The sequence below is a fragment of the Mucilaginibacter sp. genome (assembly GCF_041660805.1).
Classification (GTDB): domain Bacteria; phylum Bacteroidota; class Bacteroidia; order Sphingobacteriales; family Sphingobacteriaceae; genus Mucilaginibacter.
Genome location: NZ_JBAZVP010000010.1, coordinates 98935 through 114515 on the forward strand (window position 1 = coordinate 98935; position 15581 = coordinate 114515).

A 15581-nucleotide genomic window follows, 5' to 3' on the forward strand; every position below is an offset into this window, starting at 1 on the left:
TTACCCCAGCCCTTTGAAGGGAAAGCTTTTGGTTGATTTTGTTGATAACCGGGGTATATTTCTTTTTAAGTATTAAGCAATCCCAATCAACTCTTCAAAAACTCCCTCGTTTAGGGGCTGAGGAGTATAAGGTAACTTACTATTACTTTGCTTAACTGAGTATGCCTTTAATTTATTTAGCGCTACATAGCGTAACGGATCTATAAGGTGGTTACAGGCATCAATGGGTTGGTTAATGGTATTGCCGCTTTTATCAGTCTTCCATTTGTATTTTTCCAGCTCTTTGCGCAGGTTTACACTGCTGCGGGTAACGTTTATTTTATAACGTTTAAGTATATCTATGGAGTGGTTTACACTATCCGCGCCTTTTTTAGCACCTGTAACCTGCCAGCCAAGCCGTTTCAATTCTTCTATCGATTTTGGTTCAGCACTGTCGGCTATGATCTGAACAGATTTTTTTATGCCTGCGGCAGATAATTTTTTGGAGATATCGGTGTTAGTCAATCCGGTTTCGTAAAGCACTTCATCTACCCATAATTCCCCGTTTTGTTTATAAACCAAAATGCAGCCGGTTTCATCGTTTGTAAACCCAAAATCGAGCCCGGCGGCTAATAATTTGGCATCAGCAGAAATAGCTTCACAGATGTGCCAGTTACTAAATACAAGCCCTGTAATACGGCCGGTTAGTCCGCGTGCATATACTTTCCATAATTCCTCATCTTCATTTTTAAGTGATTCAATTTTCTGCCGCACAGTATCTTCAACGAAGGGGTTGTGCCGATGATCTGTAATAAAAATTTCGACCCCAGGCCTCCCCAGGAGCTTCTCATGAACCCAAAAGCCGGTGTTAGGGTTATAGTCGATAAATATACGTTTACGGGTACGTAAGGCAAGCTCGGTGTATACATCCCACTCAATACCGTTAGCCTCGTTCACAAAAAGGTAATCCCTCTTTCCAGACTTCGCATCCTGGGCATTTGCAAAACTTTTAAACTCGATGATGCTGCCGTTTATAAACTCGTATATACGATCTGTTTTATTAAAACTTTTTATGGTGCACTGTAACACTTTCGAGCTGTTGTATATAGCCGCCGCATCGCGCATGGCGCCTGATTTTAAGTTTGGGATATCCTGGCCTACAACCGTGATGATGAGTTTTTCTGCTACAGCAAGTGTAAACAATACCTGCTCAATAGCATATGTTTTTCCGGAGCTTGTACCGCCCTGGTTAACAACAACATGCGCGATCGAATTATAGTTGTGTTTAAATAACGCTGTAGTGTTCATGTTAAATATTTTGTTAAGATTAAAGCAAATAGCTTTAGGTTATATCGCTACGTCCTTTTCGCTCCCTGCAACTTGCGGCCCTGCTTCAACTATTTCAATACGCAGGTTTTTTGGCCTGGTTTCCTGTAAGGCACTGTCGACCTTGTCCGTCCATCCCATGCTTTTTAATGCGAATATGGCACCGGTAGGCGATTGCTGGTGCAGGCGTTTTTCGTATTCGGCCTCAACCCTCAGCCTTGCTCTTCTGAGTTGCAGTTTATGCCTTCCCCGGCGTTCATATTCTTCCAATTCCTGTTTGCTGCTAAAGCCAAGAAAAAGGGCCAGACCCGTTAGTAAAACAGGTTCGGGCAAACGGTCCCAGATGATTTTTTCGGTTAGTCCGGTTTCTTTTTTGCTGGTAGTTGACGGTACTTTTTCAATGTGATATTCACCTTTTATATAGTGAAAATACGCATCTATTCTTGCCGCAAATTCCTTTGGGTCATATACATAATGCATGAAGGTAAGTTTTAGTATGATAAAAATGCCGAATGGCATAAAACATATTCAAAAGTACGAAAATAAAATTGCAATTGCTAATAATATTAGAAATATTTTTTTTGAAATGTGATAGTCTGCTTTTTGCAATTTAATCTTAAACCGCCTCACTCATATGGTTAATAAAGGGTCTATCTATTACAAAACCCATATATTTACAAAATAGTCACTTTGACTTACCTTATTACTAATTAAAACTGATGAAATATTCTGCAATACTCTTATTGCTGTTCGGGATGTTTTTTACACCATTATTGTTGCAGGCGCAGGATAGGAAATCGAACATCCCACTTACCCAACGCCGGTTAAATGATACCCTGGTTGCTTTAAGTAACGATACGTTGCAGCAAAAGGATATCTATGATGTTATTAGCTCCATATTCAATAAACATAAGGCCACAGAAAATAAGGCAACTGTTATAGGTACCAAGCCGGTGTTTTCTATCTTGCCGGCAATTGGATATACACTGCAAACCAAACTAGCGGTTACATTATCTGGTAATGTGGCTTTTCGCATCGCTCCCAAATCGCGCATATCCACTATATCATCTAATTCGGCTTATACACAGCGCAAACAGATCATCATTCCCGTACAATCAAATATCTGGACGGCAAATAACAACTATAATTTCATTGGCGATTTTAAATTTTATAAATATCCGCAAAGTACATTTGGCTTAGGCAGCAATTCATCAGTTAAGAATGATAACCCTATGGATTATACCTTGTTCCGGTTTTATGAAACAGTATTAAAGCATATCACCGGGAATTTATACGCGGGGGCCGGCTTTATATATGACAAGCATTTTAACATTACCGAACAAGGCAACCCAGATGGCAGTATTTCTGATTATGCCTTATATGGCGCACAAAGCAGTACCACATCATCAGGTATAACGCTGAACGTGCTGGTTGATATGCGTGATAATTCACTTAATCCTACAAAGGGTTTTTACACAGCCATTTTGTATCGCGATAATAAAAAGTTTTTGGGTAGCACATCATCATGGAAATCACTTGTTATTGATGTGCGCAAATATTACCGGTTGCCGGCCAGTTCTGATAATGTTATTGCTTTTTGGAGTTATGATTGGGTAGTGCTTAACGGTAAGCCTCCGTACCTTGACCTGCCTGCCAATACCTGGGATCAATACAATGGTACAGGCAGGGGGTATATCCAGGGCCGTTTCCGGGGCTCGCAGATGGTTTACCTGGAAAGTGAGTACAGATATAAGATCACGAAAAATGGTTTATTAGGCGGCGTAGCTTTCATTAATGCCGAATCGTTTTCGGGTGCACCCGGCACTTCCCTGCAGGCTGTGCAGCCCGGTTATGGTGCCGGGTTACGTATAAAATTGAATAAGGTGTCAAAAACCAACATTGCCATTGATTACGGATTTGGCAACCAGGGCTCAAAAGGCGTTTTTGTAACAGTAGGGGAAATTTTTTAAGAAAATCTAAATTATGCGGTGTTCCTTTTCTAATAAATTGGTTATCAGCATAAATAATTAAAAATTTATTAAATTTGAGTAAACCTTTTTAATTGCTAACTCGTTATACAGTAAAGTTAAAAATTGTTAATTTTTACACTAAATGATCCGGCGGGTTGGTAATCAAATTATTTTTTTATTAATTTTATAGCATCTATTTACCTATGCATTCAAAACGGCTTACTAACTGGTGTATTTGCTTTATTTTGCTCCTATCGGGTATGGCCATGTCATGCCAGAAAGAAGCGAGCGATAAGGAGATTGAACAACAGCAGGCCGCAATGAAAGCAGATAGTGCAATAGCAAAATCATCACCCGGAAATTACCTTGCTGTTGGTGGTACGCTTACCTTTAAAATTCAGGATTCTACTTATACATTTGATGCGTTGCAAGATTCTGTAGCTTTTGTAAATATGAGTGTTGATGACGACCAGTACTTTGGTATAACCGCTATAAATAAAGCGCATACTATGAGCTTTGGCCTAAGCTCAAAAGGGATGGCAGGTACAAATGTTTCCCGTGCTATTGAAGGCAGCCAGCTAATACTAAGGCCTGATGCTATGCACAACCAGCAATACAGCCTTACCCGTTTTACTGAGCCTGGCGATGCCGGGAATATTAAGCTGCTTGAATACAGGCAGGATACCGTACTAGCTAAAGGCTCATTCTTTACATTTTTAGCCAAGGATGATAAAGAGGGTTCTCCTCTTTACCGGGTTGAGGGGAATTTTAACCTTAAGATCAAAAAATAACATTTAATTTATGGCTTGTTTGCGTTTAAACAGGGTTTTAAATTGATTGATTTTTACATTGACACCTTATTGTAAAAAACACATTACAGCTTACCATTTTACGACCAAACGTGCTAAAAATAGCCTATTTTATCGTATCTTTACACAAAAACAAAGGAGATTAATGAAAGTATTTATTGGAGGCCTTCCACTTGAAGTGAGTGAGGCCGAACTAAATGCGGTTTTTGGAGATTTTGGGCCTGTTAAGTCGCTCAGGATAGTTAAAGATCGTGAAACAAAAGAGAGCAGGGGTTTTGGGTTTGTTGAAATGGTGAACGAAGCAGAAGCTAAAGAAGCGATAAGATGCATGAACGGGCAAAGCTATTACGGCAAACGCATTACAGTAAATGTTGCTGAAGACAAAGGTCCCGGTTTTAATAACGGTGGCGGCGGCAACAACAGAGGTTTTAGTCGTAATTAATAAACCCCATAATATTCTTTTTAATAGCCGGCATAGTCCGGCTTTTTTTATGCGTTTAAATTTGTCTTGTATTGAAATTTAGCGCTTTAGGTTTAACATTGCTTGCCCTTTTTAAATATTATTAGTAATCTTGTACTTACCCTTATCAGTTATTTAGGTGCAACTATTAGGAAATATCAATAAGCTTTGGATCAGGATCACCGGCTCCACAGCTGAATTTCCGTTGGAGACGAGGATATTCCACTCCATATGCATTATAGCCATGCTGGCATTAGGGTATAATGTGCCATTTAATTATTTAATTGGCCTGCCATTAATAGCACTTATCAGCTTTGTAGCCCTTATTGTTTTCTCGTTCCTCTTTTACCGGTCGCGCTATCAGGGCAAAATAAAATCTACATTGGTAATATTTGCAATTATGGGTAACCTGCTGTTTGTAGTTAATTTTATATACAACTCCGGTACCTATGGCCCAACTGATATGCTGATGGGGCTTTGTATTTTATTGTTGTTGTGTGTGATACCTAAAAATCAACAACGCCTGTGGATAATGGTAAATATTTCTATTATAATTATCCTGCACCTGGTTGAATATTATTACCCTAAGTTTATTTCATATACTTATGATGGCCGCGCGAGCCGTTATCTTGATATTACGTCGGCCTATGTAATGGTGATAGTAATTCTATATTACACTATTACTTACTTAAAACGTAATTACGAATTCGAGCGAAAGTCGGCTTCAGAAAAAGCTGCGGCTATTGAACAAAAGAACCATAAAATAACCGAGCAGAACCACGAGTTAGAGCGTATCAATGTAGAAAGGAATAAGCTCATGTCCATTATTGCTCATGATTTACGGTCCCCGTTAAGCAATATTCAAAATTACCTTGAGCTGGTTACCGAATATGAACTGGATACCGAGGAACGGCAAATGGTAGAAGGTGACCTGCTAAAGGTAACCCGCCGTACCATTGATATGCTGGGCAAATTGCTGGTATGGTCAAAAGCTCAAATGGATGGTGTTAATGTAAAACTGGGCTATATTTCTCTGCGCGATGCTTTGTATAGTACCTATGAGCTTGAAAGGTCCATAGCGTCTAAAAAAAATATTACACTTATTAGTGATGCTGACTGGGACATTAAAATTGTTGCTGATAGTGATATGCTGCAACTGGTAATACGCAACCTTATTAATAATGCTATTAAGTTTACCCCGCAAGGTGGGCAAATAAGCTTTAAATCTAAGCAAATTGGCCGCGAGTGCCTGCTTATTGTGAGGGATAATGGAATTGGTATATCGGCAGAGAAGCAGACCGAGCTGTTTTCTCTTCGCGCGGCATCAACCATTGGTACCGATAATGAAAGAGGTGTAGGCCTTGGGCTTTTGCTTTGTAAGGAGTTTACCGAGCTGCAGGGTGGCCGCATTTGGGTAGAGAGCTTTGAAGGCGCAGGGGCCGTGTTTTACGTGTCAATGCCGATGGGGAATTAAGGCGAAAATTCAAAAGTAAAAATTCAAAAACACACAGGCCGATTAAATTATTAGTTAGTTAACTAATGACAAATACATGTGCTTTTTTTGCTTTTGAATTTTTACTTTTGAATTATTATGAGACCGGGCGATAAAGTGATTTGCATTAATGACAAGATAGATCCTGATAAGAACGAAGAGATCCGTCGTGATTTTGAGATCTGGATCACCAAAGACAAAGAATACACTATCCGCGAGATACTGGATAATAATGGCATAGTAACCGGCGTATTGCTTGATGAGGTACATAACTTCCCAAAATTCTTTAAGCTTATTAACCGTTTTCAGGAACCTGCTTTTGCTATATGGCGTTTCCGCAAACTTAAGTACAATGCCACTCCGGCCGAAGCAATAAGCGAGGTTGAAGAATTGGTAGAAGTAGAAAAGGAACGACAGGTTAAAGTTAAATAAGGTTCTTTAATTGCAGGGCATGGTTTATATGTTGCATATGCTTATTGGCATAATGTAAAATAAAAAAACTGTAATTTTATATATTTATAATATCTGCTGCTTTTTGATTTTTCATCGTTACCATTCTTTTTCGCCAACTGCTTCGGTTTCTACCAGGTAGGTAAGCACGGTTCTTAGTAACGCTTCACGTGCCCATTGTTGTTCAATTAATGCAGCATCTTCCCGGTACCATTTAATAGCTTCATTTATCTGGATTCGGGTTTTGTATACAAACTGTTTGTTGGGATGCACTTTGGTACCGTCATAACTATTTAGGTTTTCGGCTTTGATGATCCTGGCAAACTGTTTAACCGATAGATCCAGCTGCAGGCATTCATCAAGCGAGTTTTTAAAATCGTGCTTGTCCTCCAGCCAAAGGGTAAGGGTATCGTCATTCAGTTCATGGTCAGCAATGCTAATGCGGCTGTAATCATAATCTACAGATATGATCATCCACCATAGTTCGTCTTTTAATTTTTGTGTCAGTTTCATTTTAATATGGTTTTGTTATGTGTTGGTTGTATGAATGCTATTTGTTAGAGCAGGCCCGGCATTGTCATGTGCTTTTGGTTTTACCGCTTCGCCTCAAACGTGGGCATCCATCCCGGCAGGTATTTCTGTATGGCGGCTATTTCGTGACTATATTTTTGGCAGGTGGCCTGGTAGCCTTCTAAGCGTTGCTGCAGTTGTTGGTTTTTTAATTGGGATTTACCGTTTTTGGTTGTAGTGCGCAGTGCGCTGTAGGCAATATACATGGGCAATAATTAGTTGGTTAGTTAGTAATAGTATAATGGATAGTATTTAAGCGCAATTGCTTAACAGCGCCGGCTTATTAATAAAGTAGTTTCTTTAATTTCTTTAATCATGATATTTGGAATGTGAATTATTTGTAGTAGTTTAGTAAATATTGACGATTCAAATATAAAGAATAATCTTTAAATAAATAAAGAAAAATCTGTAAATAATTATTTTTATTATGGAAGACCAATCAAAGCCCAACAAGATTAAAACAATACGCCCTGAAACTCTGGAGTTTATAATATTGTATAACCAGTTACGAGGGAAAGCTTTTAGTAATAATACAGAACTGGCCGACTCGTTGGGATTTAATTCTTCCAGCAGTATTACAGAGATAATAAAGAGCAGGCAAAATATTGATCCTGAAAAATTAAAGATATTTAAGGAGAAATACAGCGATTACTTAGGTGGAAAGAAAAATACAGATAAAACTGTAGTAAGCCGGAATGAGGAAGGGATACCCATGTATGAAATAATTGCGACAGCTTCGGGAGTTGAGGTTTATAATGATATTAATGATGCCCGCCCCGTGGGCCGGATGAACTTCCCCGGAATTGAGGAATGTGATTTTGCATTACCCGTTTGGGGCCACTCCATGTACCCGTATTTAGAGAATGGTTGTTGGGTGGCGCTAAAGATAATTAACGATAAAAAAATCCTGCCAGGCGAGGTTTACTATATTGAATGGGGAGATTACCGCATGTATAAGCGCTTGCTTGCCAGTGATAACCCCGAAGAGGTAATAGCCCACTCTGATAATACTACCGAAATGATTGGCAACCGCTTAAAATACGCCCCATTCACTATCCGTATTGATGAGATCAAGAAGCTGTGTTTGGTGAAGGATATTCATAAAAAGCACAATCACTAATAATGTTTAAAAAACCCGTTTATCGTACTTTATTATATTACGTTGCAGTAATAGTTGTGGTGGGCTTATTTAACGTTTTGCCGGGATTTAAAAGTGGGCCTTGTACGCCAAATTTTGACGTGCTTTCGGTATTTCTTGCTTTCATTGGTACTGTAGTCTTATTCGTAATAAACGGCGTCAGGCTTATGAGATATGGGAAAATTTATTTGAGTTCGGTACTTATACACGCCGGTATTATTGCTGCTTTAGTTATCGGTTTAGCGATCAATAGCTAAATGATTTTTGAATTTTTACTTTTGAATTAATGAATATACGCCTTGCTACCCTTACTGATATTCCCGCTATAATGCTGCTTATAAAAGATGTTGTACCGTTGATGCAGGCGGCCGGTAATTTTCAATGGAGCGATGATTATCCAAATCCTGGGGTGTTTGAGCGCGATATTAGCCTCGACCAGCTTTGGGTGGCAGATATTGATGATAACATTGCCGGTATAATAGCTATCACTGGCGACCAAAGCGAGGAGTACACCCAGGTAGGATGGGATATCACCGAGCCGTCGGTGGTTACGCATCGACTGGCTGTTAGTCCGCATTACAGGGGCAGGGGCATTGCCGAGGCTTTGTTGGTAAAGGCAGAGCAGGTGGCCATAGAAAAAGGAATAAATATATTGCGTATTGATACCAATACACATAACATGGCTACACAAAAGCTTTTTCCTAAACTGGGTTATATTTACGCCGGCGAAATTGGTTTAGGTTTTCGCCCGGGATTAAGATTTTTGTGTTACGAAAAGAAATTGGGATAGCATTTAATTAATAGTAAGATCTCTTTTTTCCTTTATGTTATTCCTGTGATATAAATTTTGAGATCTATCACCGAGATTTGAATTATTATCAGGAGTAGTCTCCGGGTAATTCACATAAAAATCTACAAAATGGAATACAGACAGTTAGGTGGTTCTGGCTTGCATGTGCCGGTACTTAGTTTTGGTACTGCCACTTTTGGCGGTGCAGGTAAATTTTTTAAAGCCTGGGGCGAAACCCAGTTAGATGATGCTAAACGCTTAGTTAGCCTTTGCCTTGATGCAGGGGTTAATATGTTTGATACGGCAGATGTTTACTCAAACGGAATATCAGAAGATATATTAGGCCAGGCACTGGAAGGCTTGCGCGACAGGGTGCTAATATCTACCAAAGCAACTTTCAAAATGGGTGATGACGCCAACGATTATGGTTCATCAAGATATCATTTAATAAGATCTGCAGAAAACAGCCTGCGTCGTTTAAAAACCGATCATATTGATATTTATCACATGCATGGTTTTGATGGTAACACGCCTGTTGAAGAAACCCTGCGATCATTGGATGACCTTATCTCAAGCGGTAAGGTGCGTTATATAGCCTGCTCTAATTTTTCGGGCTGGCATTTAATGAAATCACTGTCAGTGTCAGAAAGATATGGCTGGGCTAAATATGTGGCGCATCAGGCTTATTACTCTTTGTTAGATCGCGAGTTTGAGTGGGAGCTGATGCCTGCAGGTATTGATCAAAAAGTAAGCACCATTGTTTGGAGCCCGCTTGCTTCCGGCCAGTTAACCGGTAAGTTCCGCCGCGGACAGCCTATCCCGGAGGATAACCGCCGTAGTAAGGGAGGAGACCATGGGCCGGAAACCAACTTTGAACATTTGTATAATATTGTTGATGCACTTGATGAAGTAGCCGAAGAAACCGGAAAATCTGTTGCGCAAATATCAATTAACTGGCTTTTACAACGCCCAACTGTAGCCAATATAATTATAGGGGCCCGTAATGAAGAGCAGTTAAAACAAAATTTAGAAGCTGTGGGCTGGAATTTAACTACCGACCAGATAAAAAAACTGGATGCAGCCAGCGAATTAACGCCAATATACCCGTACTGGCACCAACGCCAGAATACCAAACTTAACCCGCTACCAAAGTTCTACTAAAACAAAAGAGGCTGTATTCGCAGGTACGAATACAGCCTCTTTTGTTTGATCCTACATCCATCACATAAGGTGAAGATGTAAAAGAAAGCTACAATTGCTTTATTCTGATATTTTTAAAATAAGCTTTATGCCCGTGGTCTTGCAAGGCAATACGGCCGGTTTTTGCCACGCCATATTCCGGATGGTCTTTCCATTTTCCTTCGGCTTTTTTCTTATTCCAGTCGGCATCCCATGCAGTAAATTCTATTATTTTTTTACCATTAAGCCAATGCTCCACATGGCCTTTGTTGAAAATGATCCTGCTGGTGTTCCATTGGCCAACGGGCATTACTTTCTTAAGTTTATTAGCAGTATGCATAGCATAATCAGCTCCGGTTTTTTGCCAGTCTTCCAGCTTGTCAGGCACCCAGCCAAGGTCATCAATGATCTGATATTCTGGTCCGGTTAAATAAGTAGATACATATTTAGGGTCTTCAACAACGTGGTATAAAAGTCCGCTGTTACTGGCTTTATCTATTTTCCATTCCCAGGCAAGCTCAAAATTATCATATAATTTATCGGTAACAATATCACCGCCGGTGTCAGTTCCTTTTACAGTACCCAGGCAAACCAGCGCGCCGTTCTCTATTTCCCAGTTTTTTACCTCACCTTTTTTGTTGTAACCATGCCAGCCTTTCAAATTTTTACCATTGAACAAGCTTACCCATGCAGATTTTTTTGTCTGGGCAAAACCCGAACTTGCTACACAAGCCATTGCAGCGGCTAAGCCAAGTACCTTAAATTGATTTTTCATTCGTATATGGTTTTGTTAGCTTATTTATGATTTTACCATTTTCATTTTTTCCGGATCCCAAAACATTGGGGTATTCTTAAAATAGCTGTCGTTGCACAGCAGGGCAGGGGCAGCCGCACGATATCCAAATATGGCATCCTCGGCTACTTTACCGTTAGTGCGTATGGCGGTTATAAAGTTGTTCATGTGGTCATACGGCCCACCTAAATAGCCTTTCTCAGCATCATAAGTGATCTGTTCAGGTGGCAGCATCATTTTACGCCCGCTGTTGGTTTGGCCCATCTGTTTCATTTTTTCAATATAGAAGGGGTCATCATTAGCTATCGTTTTATTTCTTTTAAGGGTAACACTATCCCATGTAATATCCATAGACCCTTCGCTGCCTACCAGTTTAAGGTAGGTAGTGCCACTGGTGCCATCTACAAAGTTACAGCGTAACGATAGGTTAAACGCCGGGTGGGCCGCAGCCTTTGCATAATCAAATGTACCCAGTAAAACATCAGGTACTTCGCGGCCATCGTTCCAGTAACGCAACCCGCCAGATGCATAGATCTTATTAGGGCCCATTGATCCGGTTATAAAATGCAGGCTGCTAAACAGGTGTACAAATAGGTCGCCTGCCATGCCTGTGCCGTAGTCCGTATAATTTCTCCAGCGGAAAAACCTTTTAGAATCAAACGGGCGTTTTGGCGCGTTGCTGATATAGGTATCCCAATCAACCGTTTGGGTTGATGCATCATCAGGAATAGGATATTGCCAAACTTCAACCGCGCCACGGCGGGCCCAAAAGCCTTCGGCGTAATTTAATTCGCCAATGGCCCCGCTTTTTAAAAGTTCCCTGGCCTTTTCGTTCCCCAATGATGATACACCCTGGCTGCCAACCTGGAAAACCTTGCCGGTTTCCTTTTGCGCTTTTATTACTGCCGGGCCTTCCATTACGGAGTGCACCATTGGTTTTTCGCAATAAACATGTTTCCCGGCGCGCATAGCATCAACAGATATTTGCTGGTGCCAGTGGTCGGGGGTGGCTATCACTACCGCGTCAATATCGCTGCGGGTAAGTATTTCTTTGTAATGTTTGGTAGTAAAAATATCGGCGCCCCACTTGGTTTTTGCCTCTTTAAGCCGGCCGTCATACAAATCGCATACGGCAACCAACTTTACACCGGGAATTTGCAGGGCTGTGTTAATATCAGAAGTACCCATTCCTCCGGCGCCTATCAGGGCTATGTTCACCTGATCGTTAGGGCCAAAATTAGCATAGTTTTGTTTAAGGTAATAAAAGCTGCCGGTTTTTTCTGCTGCAAGTAAACTGCTGCCTGCGGTTACCGCTGCCGCTGTGGTAGCCAGCTTTTTAATAAAGCCCCTTCGGGATGCTTCAGTGTTTTCTTTCATAGTGGGTAAGAGGTGGGTTTATATTAGTTTGTGTTATAATGTGAAGGTATAACTTTTTAATAATATTTAAAAAGAATTGCTATAGCTATATGATGATGATAATTCTTTTAACTAGCCTATTTGGACTAATTTGATATTTATTAGCCTATTTATACTAATTTATTGTTAATTAGGTTATTTATACTAATTTTGTACAATTAATTATAAGATTTAACCATATCATGAACGCAGTAGTTACCGCAGATATAGTCAATTCAACATTGATGAATAAAACATTATTCTCTAACTTAGTGAATGATCTTTCGGATCTTTTTAGAGAAGACAAAATTGAATTTTACAGAGGGGATAGCTTCCAGGCATTTATAAAAAATGCAGACGATGCGTTGTTAAAGTGTATAAAAAGCAGATTGCTGGCTATACAATATTCTGAGGAGAAAAGAATTGATATAAGATTAAGTATAAGCATGGGTAACCTTAAATCAAATGTTAAGGTTATTGGATCAAATATGGACGACCTGTTTGTAAAATCTGGCAGGTATTTTGATAAATTTCAGAATTCATCGAGAAGGTTATATATAACCTGCGGTGACGAGGATAAAGATTTTACATATGAAATAATAGCAGAATATGTAGATAGCTTGCTTGGAAGAGTAACCGCAAAACAGGCCGAAGTTCTTAGTATAATACTTTCAGATAAACCACAAATTGAGGCTGCCAAATTATTAGGTGTAACAACCGCAACAATAAGCCAGCATGTAAAAGCTGCAAGATTTGAAGAGATTGAAAGTATGCTAACAAAATTTAAAATACTAACTAATCAATTACAATATGGAAAGTAGCATGATTTGGTTAATGAAGTTAGTGTTAGCGCACTTTATAAGTGATTTTTGGTGGCAGCCTTCAAAGTGGGTTAAGGAGAAAGAGAAGAACAAAATAAGCTCCGGATATCTTTATTTACATGTGCTTGTTACCGGCTTTACAGCAATTTTACTTGTTGGCCCCGGCTATTGGAAGGTGGTTTTAGCTATAACAATAATTCATGGTATAATTGATTTGTTGAAGTCTTATGCCAAGCCAGATTTTAAAAATTTTGCAATTGACCAAATACTGCATTTAGTAGTAATTGTAGCAGGTTGGATAGTTACGTTTAACTATCAGCCCGACATGAAAATGTTCCAGACCTTTTATGAAAACAGTACGTTTTGGGCTTTTGCAGCTGGTGCTTTTTTCTTAACCTTTCCGGCATCTGTTATTATAGCATATGTTACCAAGCAATGGGCAGTGCCTGCAGGCTTAAAAAACGCCGGTAAATATATCGGGATAATAGAGAGAATATTGATCTGCCTATTTGTGTACCATGGCCAGTATGAAGCCATTGGGTTGTTAATAACAGGGAAAAGTATTTTAAGGTATAACAGTAATAATGAAGAGGTTAAAACTGAGTATTTGCTGATTGGAACATTAATGAGCATTTTTATAGCCGTTGCAATAGGGTTAGCATTAAAACTAATTGTGCAATAAATCACATTTGGCTATACATATAAGTTCATCCATAAGTCAAAGTAATGCCTTTGGCGTAAACCATGGCCTGTAAACCATTAACAATTCCCTAAAACCACTATCTTTGCCCAATACATGAGCAAAACCGTAACCCCGTACCAGGATGAGCAGGGCACCAAAAAACAGCAGGTGGCCGATATGTTTAATAACATATCAAAAACATATGATTTTTTGAACCATTTTATGTCGCTGGGTATTGACATTATCTGGCGAAAAATTGCGATTAATGAACTGAAAAAGCTTAATCCGCAATTAATTTTGGATGTAGCCACAGGTACCGGTGATTTCGCTTTTGAAGCGCTATCTATTCTGAAACCTAAAAAGATCATAGGGGTTGATATTTCGCAGGGTATGTTGGATATCGCTAAGCAAAAAATAGCTAAACGTAACCTTTCTGATAAATTTGAGGTAAAACTAGGCGATTCAGAAAAATTACCATTTGACACTGATGCATTTGATGCCGTTACAGTTGCCTATGGCGTTCGTAACTTCGAGAACCTGGAAACAGGTTTGGCAGATATATACCGTGTATTAAAACCAGGTGGTAAAGCGGTTGTACTGGAGTTTTCTAAACCAAAGGTATTCCCGGTAAAGCAACTATATAAATTTTACTTTAACTATATCACTCCTGGCATTGGCAAGATCTTTTCAAAAGATTCCCGTGCCTATAGTTATCTGCCCGAGTCAGTTGAGGCTTTTCCTGATGGTGAAACTTTTACAGCATTAATGGATAAAGCAGGTTTTAAAAATACCAAAAACAGGCCTTTAGCGTTTGGTATCTGTTCCATTTATACAGGCATTAAATGATTAGAAACCGGCACGTAATCACCTTTGTGATATTGATGTGTTGCAGCAACGCTTTGTTTGCGCAACAATTAATACCTGCATGGGGTGGCGGTGCCGATCAAGTTGACCTAAGCTTCGGCTTTAGTTTTTCATACGTATCAAGCGATTTTAAGATAGTTAAAAAGCCAGACTGGCGTAAACCTTTCTTTGATGCCGATAATAATTCATACGTAACAGATTCCTTAAACAGCATCAGTTCAAAATCACTCCCCGGCTTTGCCGTAGGCTTTATTACCCGTTATCGCATAACAGATCATTTGGAGGTACGGGTAACGCCCTCGCTCGTTTTCTCAGACCGGTCAGTAAGCTATAAATATAAAACAGCTTCGCAAGATGTTGATAAGACGGTACAAACTACCACGGTTGATTTTCCGTTATCCCTAAAATTAAAATCAGACCGGATCGGTAATATGCGGGCATACCTTTTAGGTGGTATGAAGTTTTCAAGCGCCATCGGTTCTAAGAAAGATTCTGACGTTAATTCTGGCCCGCTTGATAAATTGCTGAAAAACAGCAAAAGCTATTCGTCATACGAAGCCGGCCTGGGGTTCGATATTTATTTTGAATACTTTAAACTCTCTCCCGAAATAAAGGTAACCAACTCATTAGGCAACTTACTTGTGCAAGAAAACCACCCTTTTTCATCACCCATCAGCAAACTATCGTTACATACTATTATGTTTAGTTTGTATTTTGAGTAAATAGCGCCTTGCCCAATATTTTTTGAGAGAAAGAACGACGCAACCTCGCGTTACAATGTTGCCTGCCACATGTCATGGCAATCCTATAATCCATAAATCAAGATTCATACTGTAATTATTTCAACATAAAAACATAATTTC

Annotated in this window: 18 protein-coding genes; 12 read left to right on the top strand and 6 right to left on the bottom strand. The window is 39.6% G+C overall.

Features of this window, described 5'->3' with window-relative positions:
- Positions 1-72 precede the first annotated feature (72 nt).
- Positions 73-1287 (bottom strand): PBSX family phage terminase large subunit, encoded by a 1215-nt coding sequence (locus WC743_RS14615; RefSeq protein ID WP_373012907.1) that lies wholly within the window; start codon positions 1285-1287, stop codon positions 73-75.
- A gap of 39 nt (positions 1288-1326) precedes the next feature.
- The gene (locus WC743_RS14620; RefSeq protein ID WP_373012909.1) at positions 1327-1785 is read right to left on the bottom strand and encodes a terminase small subunit; all 459 of its coding nucleotides are present in this window, start codon (positions 1783-1785) and stop codon (positions 1327-1329) included.
- 239 nt (positions 1786-2024) lie between these two features.
- Between WC743_RS14620 and WC743_RS14625 the strand changes: the two genes are divergently transcribed.
- The 5 genes from WC743_RS14625 to WC743_RS14645 all read left to right on the top strand — a co-directional run bounded on the left by WC743_RS14625 (position 2025) and on the right by WC743_RS14645 (position 6468).
- Positions 2025-3275: a BamA/TamA family outer membrane protein gene (locus WC743_RS14625; protein WP_373012910.1), complete on the top strand. Its 1251-nt coding sequence runs from the start codon at positions 2025-2027 to the stop codon at positions 3273-3275.
- 203 nt (positions 3276-3478) lie between these two features.
- Entirely contained in the window at positions 3479-4066 is a 588-nt protein-coding gene (locus WC743_RS14630; protein ID WP_373012912.1) for a hypothetical protein, read from the top strand.
- A 163-nt stretch (positions 4067-4229) separates the two neighbouring features.
- Entirely contained in the window at positions 4230-4526 is a 297-nt protein-coding gene (locus tag WC743_RS14635) for an RNA recognition motif domain-containing protein (protein WP_373012914.1), read from the top strand.
- A 157-nt stretch (positions 4527-4683) separates the two neighbouring features.
- Positions 4684-6018, top strand: a complete 1335-nt coding sequence (locus WC743_RS14640) for a sensor histidine kinase (RefSeq protein ID WP_373012915.1) — start codon at positions 4684-4686, stop codon at positions 6016-6018.
- 117 nt (positions 6019-6135) lie between these two features.
- On the top strand, positions 6136-6468 hold the full coding sequence (locus WC743_RS14645) for a hypothetical protein (RefSeq protein ID WP_373012917.1): 333 nt from the start codon (positions 6136-6138) through the stop codon (positions 6466-6468).
- 117 nt (positions 6469-6585) lie between these two features.
- Here WC743_RS14645 and WC743_RS14650 read toward each other — a convergent pair whose 3' ends face one another.
- Together WC743_RS14650 and WC743_RS14655 are read right to left on the bottom strand one after the other, a co-directional pair.
- A complete protein-coding gene (locus WC743_RS14650) occupies positions 6586-6999 on the bottom strand; it encodes a hypothetical protein (protein WP_373012919.1) in 414 nt (137 codons plus the stop codon).
- A gap of 80 nt (positions 7000-7079) precedes the next feature.
- Complete coding sequence (locus WC743_RS14655; RefSeq protein ID WP_373012921.1) at positions 7080-7262, bottom strand: hypothetical protein; 183 nt, start codon at positions 7260-7262, stop codon at positions 7080-7082.
- Between the two features lie 221 nt (positions 7263-7483).
- On the opposite strand from WC743_RS14655, the gene WC743_RS14660 reads away from it, so the two are divergent.
- From WC743_RS14660 to WC743_RS14670, 3 genes are all read left to right on the top strand, one after another.
- A complete protein-coding gene (locus tag WC743_RS14660) occupies positions 7484-8176 on the top strand; it encodes a helix-turn-helix transcriptional regulator (protein ID WP_373012923.1) in 693 nt (230 codons plus the stop codon).
- A 304-nt stretch (positions 8177-8480) separates the two neighbouring features.
- A complete protein-coding gene (locus WC743_RS14665) occupies positions 8481-8984 on the top strand; it encodes a GNAT family N-acetyltransferase (RefSeq protein WP_373012925.1) in 504 nt (167 codons plus the stop codon).
- A gap of 129 nt (positions 8985-9113) precedes the next feature.
- Complete coding sequence (locus WC743_RS14670; RefSeq protein ID WP_373012927.1) at positions 9114-10145, top strand: aldo/keto reductase; 1032 nt, start codon at positions 9114-9116, stop codon at positions 10143-10145.
- 88 nt (positions 10146-10233) lie between these two features.
- Here WC743_RS14670 and WC743_RS14675 read toward each other — a convergent pair whose 3' ends face one another.
- Positions 10234-10938, bottom strand: coding sequence for a DUF1080 domain-containing protein (locus WC743_RS14675; protein ID WP_373012929.1), 705 nt, complete (start codon positions 10936-10938; stop codon positions 10234-10236).
- A 24-nt stretch (positions 10939-10962) separates the two neighbouring features.
- Positions 10963-12333, bottom strand: a complete 1371-nt coding sequence (locus tag WC743_RS14680) for a Gfo/Idh/MocA family protein (RefSeq protein ID WP_373012931.1) — start codon at positions 12331-12333, stop codon at positions 10963-10965.
- 221 nt (positions 12334-12554) lie between these two features.
- Between WC743_RS14680 and WC743_RS14685 the strand changes: the two genes are divergently transcribed.
- From WC743_RS14685 to WC743_RS14700, 4 genes are all read left to right on the top strand, one after another.
- Positions 12555-13172: a helix-turn-helix transcriptional regulator gene (locus tag WC743_RS14685; RefSeq protein WP_373012932.1), complete on the top strand. Its 618-nt coding sequence runs from the start codon at positions 12555-12557 to the stop codon at positions 13170-13172.
- A complete protein-coding gene (locus tag WC743_RS14690; RefSeq protein WP_373012934.1) occupies positions 13162-13854 on the top strand; it encodes a DUF3307 domain-containing protein in 693 nt (230 codons plus the stop codon). The genes WC743_RS14685 and WC743_RS14690 overlap by 11 nt, the downstream gene beginning before the upstream one ends.
- A 114-nt stretch (positions 13855-13968) precedes the next feature.
- Positions 13969-14700: a bifunctional demethylmenaquinone methyltransferase/2-methoxy-6-polyprenyl-1,4-benzoquinol methylase UbiE gene (gene ubiE, locus WC743_RS14695; protein WP_373012936.1), complete on the top strand. Its 732-nt coding sequence runs from the start codon at positions 13969-13971 to the stop codon at positions 14698-14700.
- On the top strand, positions 14697-15440 hold the full coding sequence (locus tag WC743_RS14700) for a porin family protein (RefSeq protein ID WP_373012937.1): 744 nt from the start codon (positions 14697-14699) through the stop codon (positions 15438-15440). The genes ubiE and WC743_RS14700 overlap by 4 nt, the downstream gene beginning before the upstream one ends.
- The last annotated feature ends 141 nt before the right edge of the window (positions 15441-15581 follow it).

What these genes read in the sequence shown, in the direction of transcription:
- WC743_RS14650 (WP_373012919.1), bottom strand. Translation starts at nt 6,999, where the DNA reads ATGAAACTGACACAAAAATTAAAAGACGAACTATGGTGGATGATCATA.
- WC743_RS14620 (WP_373012909.1), bottom strand. Translation starts at nt 1,785, where the DNA reads ATGCATTATGTATATGACCCAAAGGAATTTGCGGCAAGAATAGATGCG.
- WC743_RS14685 (WP_373012932.1), top strand. Translation starts at nt 12,555, where the DNA reads ATGAACGCAGTAGTTACCGCAGATATAGTCAATTCAACATTGATGAAT.
- WC743_RS14625 (WP_373012910.1), top strand. Translation starts at nt 2,025, where the DNA reads ATGAAATATTCTGCAATACTCTTATTGCTGTTCGGGATGTTTTTTACA.
- WC743_RS14635 (WP_373012914.1), top strand. Translation starts at nt 4,230, where the DNA reads ATGAAAGTATTTATTGGAGGCCTTCCACTTGAAGTGAGTGAGGCCGAA.
- WC743_RS14700 (WP_373012937.1), top strand. Translation starts at nt 14,697, where the DNA reads ATGATTAGAAACCGGCACGTAATCACCTTTGTGATATTGATGTGTTGC.
- WC743_RS14615 (WP_373012907.1), bottom strand. Translation starts at nt 1,287, where the DNA reads ATGAACACTACAGCGTTATTTAAACACAACTATAATTCGATCGCGCAT.
- WC743_RS14675 (WP_373012929.1), bottom strand. Translation starts at nt 10,938, where the DNA reads ATGAAAAATCAATTTAAGGTACTTGGCTTAGCCGCTGCAATGGCTTGT.
- ubiE (WP_373012936.1), top strand. Translation starts at nt 13,969, where the DNA reads ATGAGCAAAACCGTAACCCCGTACCAGGATGAGCAGGGCACCAAAAAA.
- WC743_RS14645 (WP_373012917.1), top strand. Translation starts at nt 6,136, where the DNA reads ATGAGACCGGGCGATAAAGTGATTTGCATTAATGACAAGATAGATCCT.
- WC743_RS14670 (WP_373012927.1), top strand. Translation starts at nt 9,114, where the DNA reads ATGGAATACAGACAGTTAGGTGGTTCTGGCTTGCATGTGCCGGTACTT.
- WC743_RS14680 (WP_373012931.1), bottom strand. Translation starts at nt 12,333, where the DNA reads ATGAAAGAAAACACTGAAGCATCCCGAAGGGGCTTTATTAAAAAGCTG.
- WC743_RS14630 (WP_373012912.1), top strand. Translation starts at nt 3,479, where the DNA reads ATGCATTCAAAACGGCTTACTAACTGGTGTATTTGCTTTATTTTGCTC.
- WC743_RS14660 (WP_373012923.1), top strand. Translation starts at nt 7,484, where the DNA reads ATGGAAGACCAATCAAAGCCCAACAAGATTAAAACAATACGCCCTGAA.
- WC743_RS14690 (WP_373012934.1), top strand. Translation starts at nt 13,162, where the DNA reads ATGGAAAGTAGCATGATTTGGTTAATGAAGTTAGTGTTAGCGCACTTT.
- WC743_RS14655 (WP_373012921.1), bottom strand. Translation starts at nt 7,262, where the DNA reads ATGTATATTGCCTACAGCGCACTGCGCACTACAACCAAAAACGGTAAA.
- WC743_RS14665 (WP_373012925.1), top strand. Translation starts at nt 8,481, where the DNA reads ATGAATATACGCCTTGCTACCCTTACTGATATTCCCGCTATAATGCTG.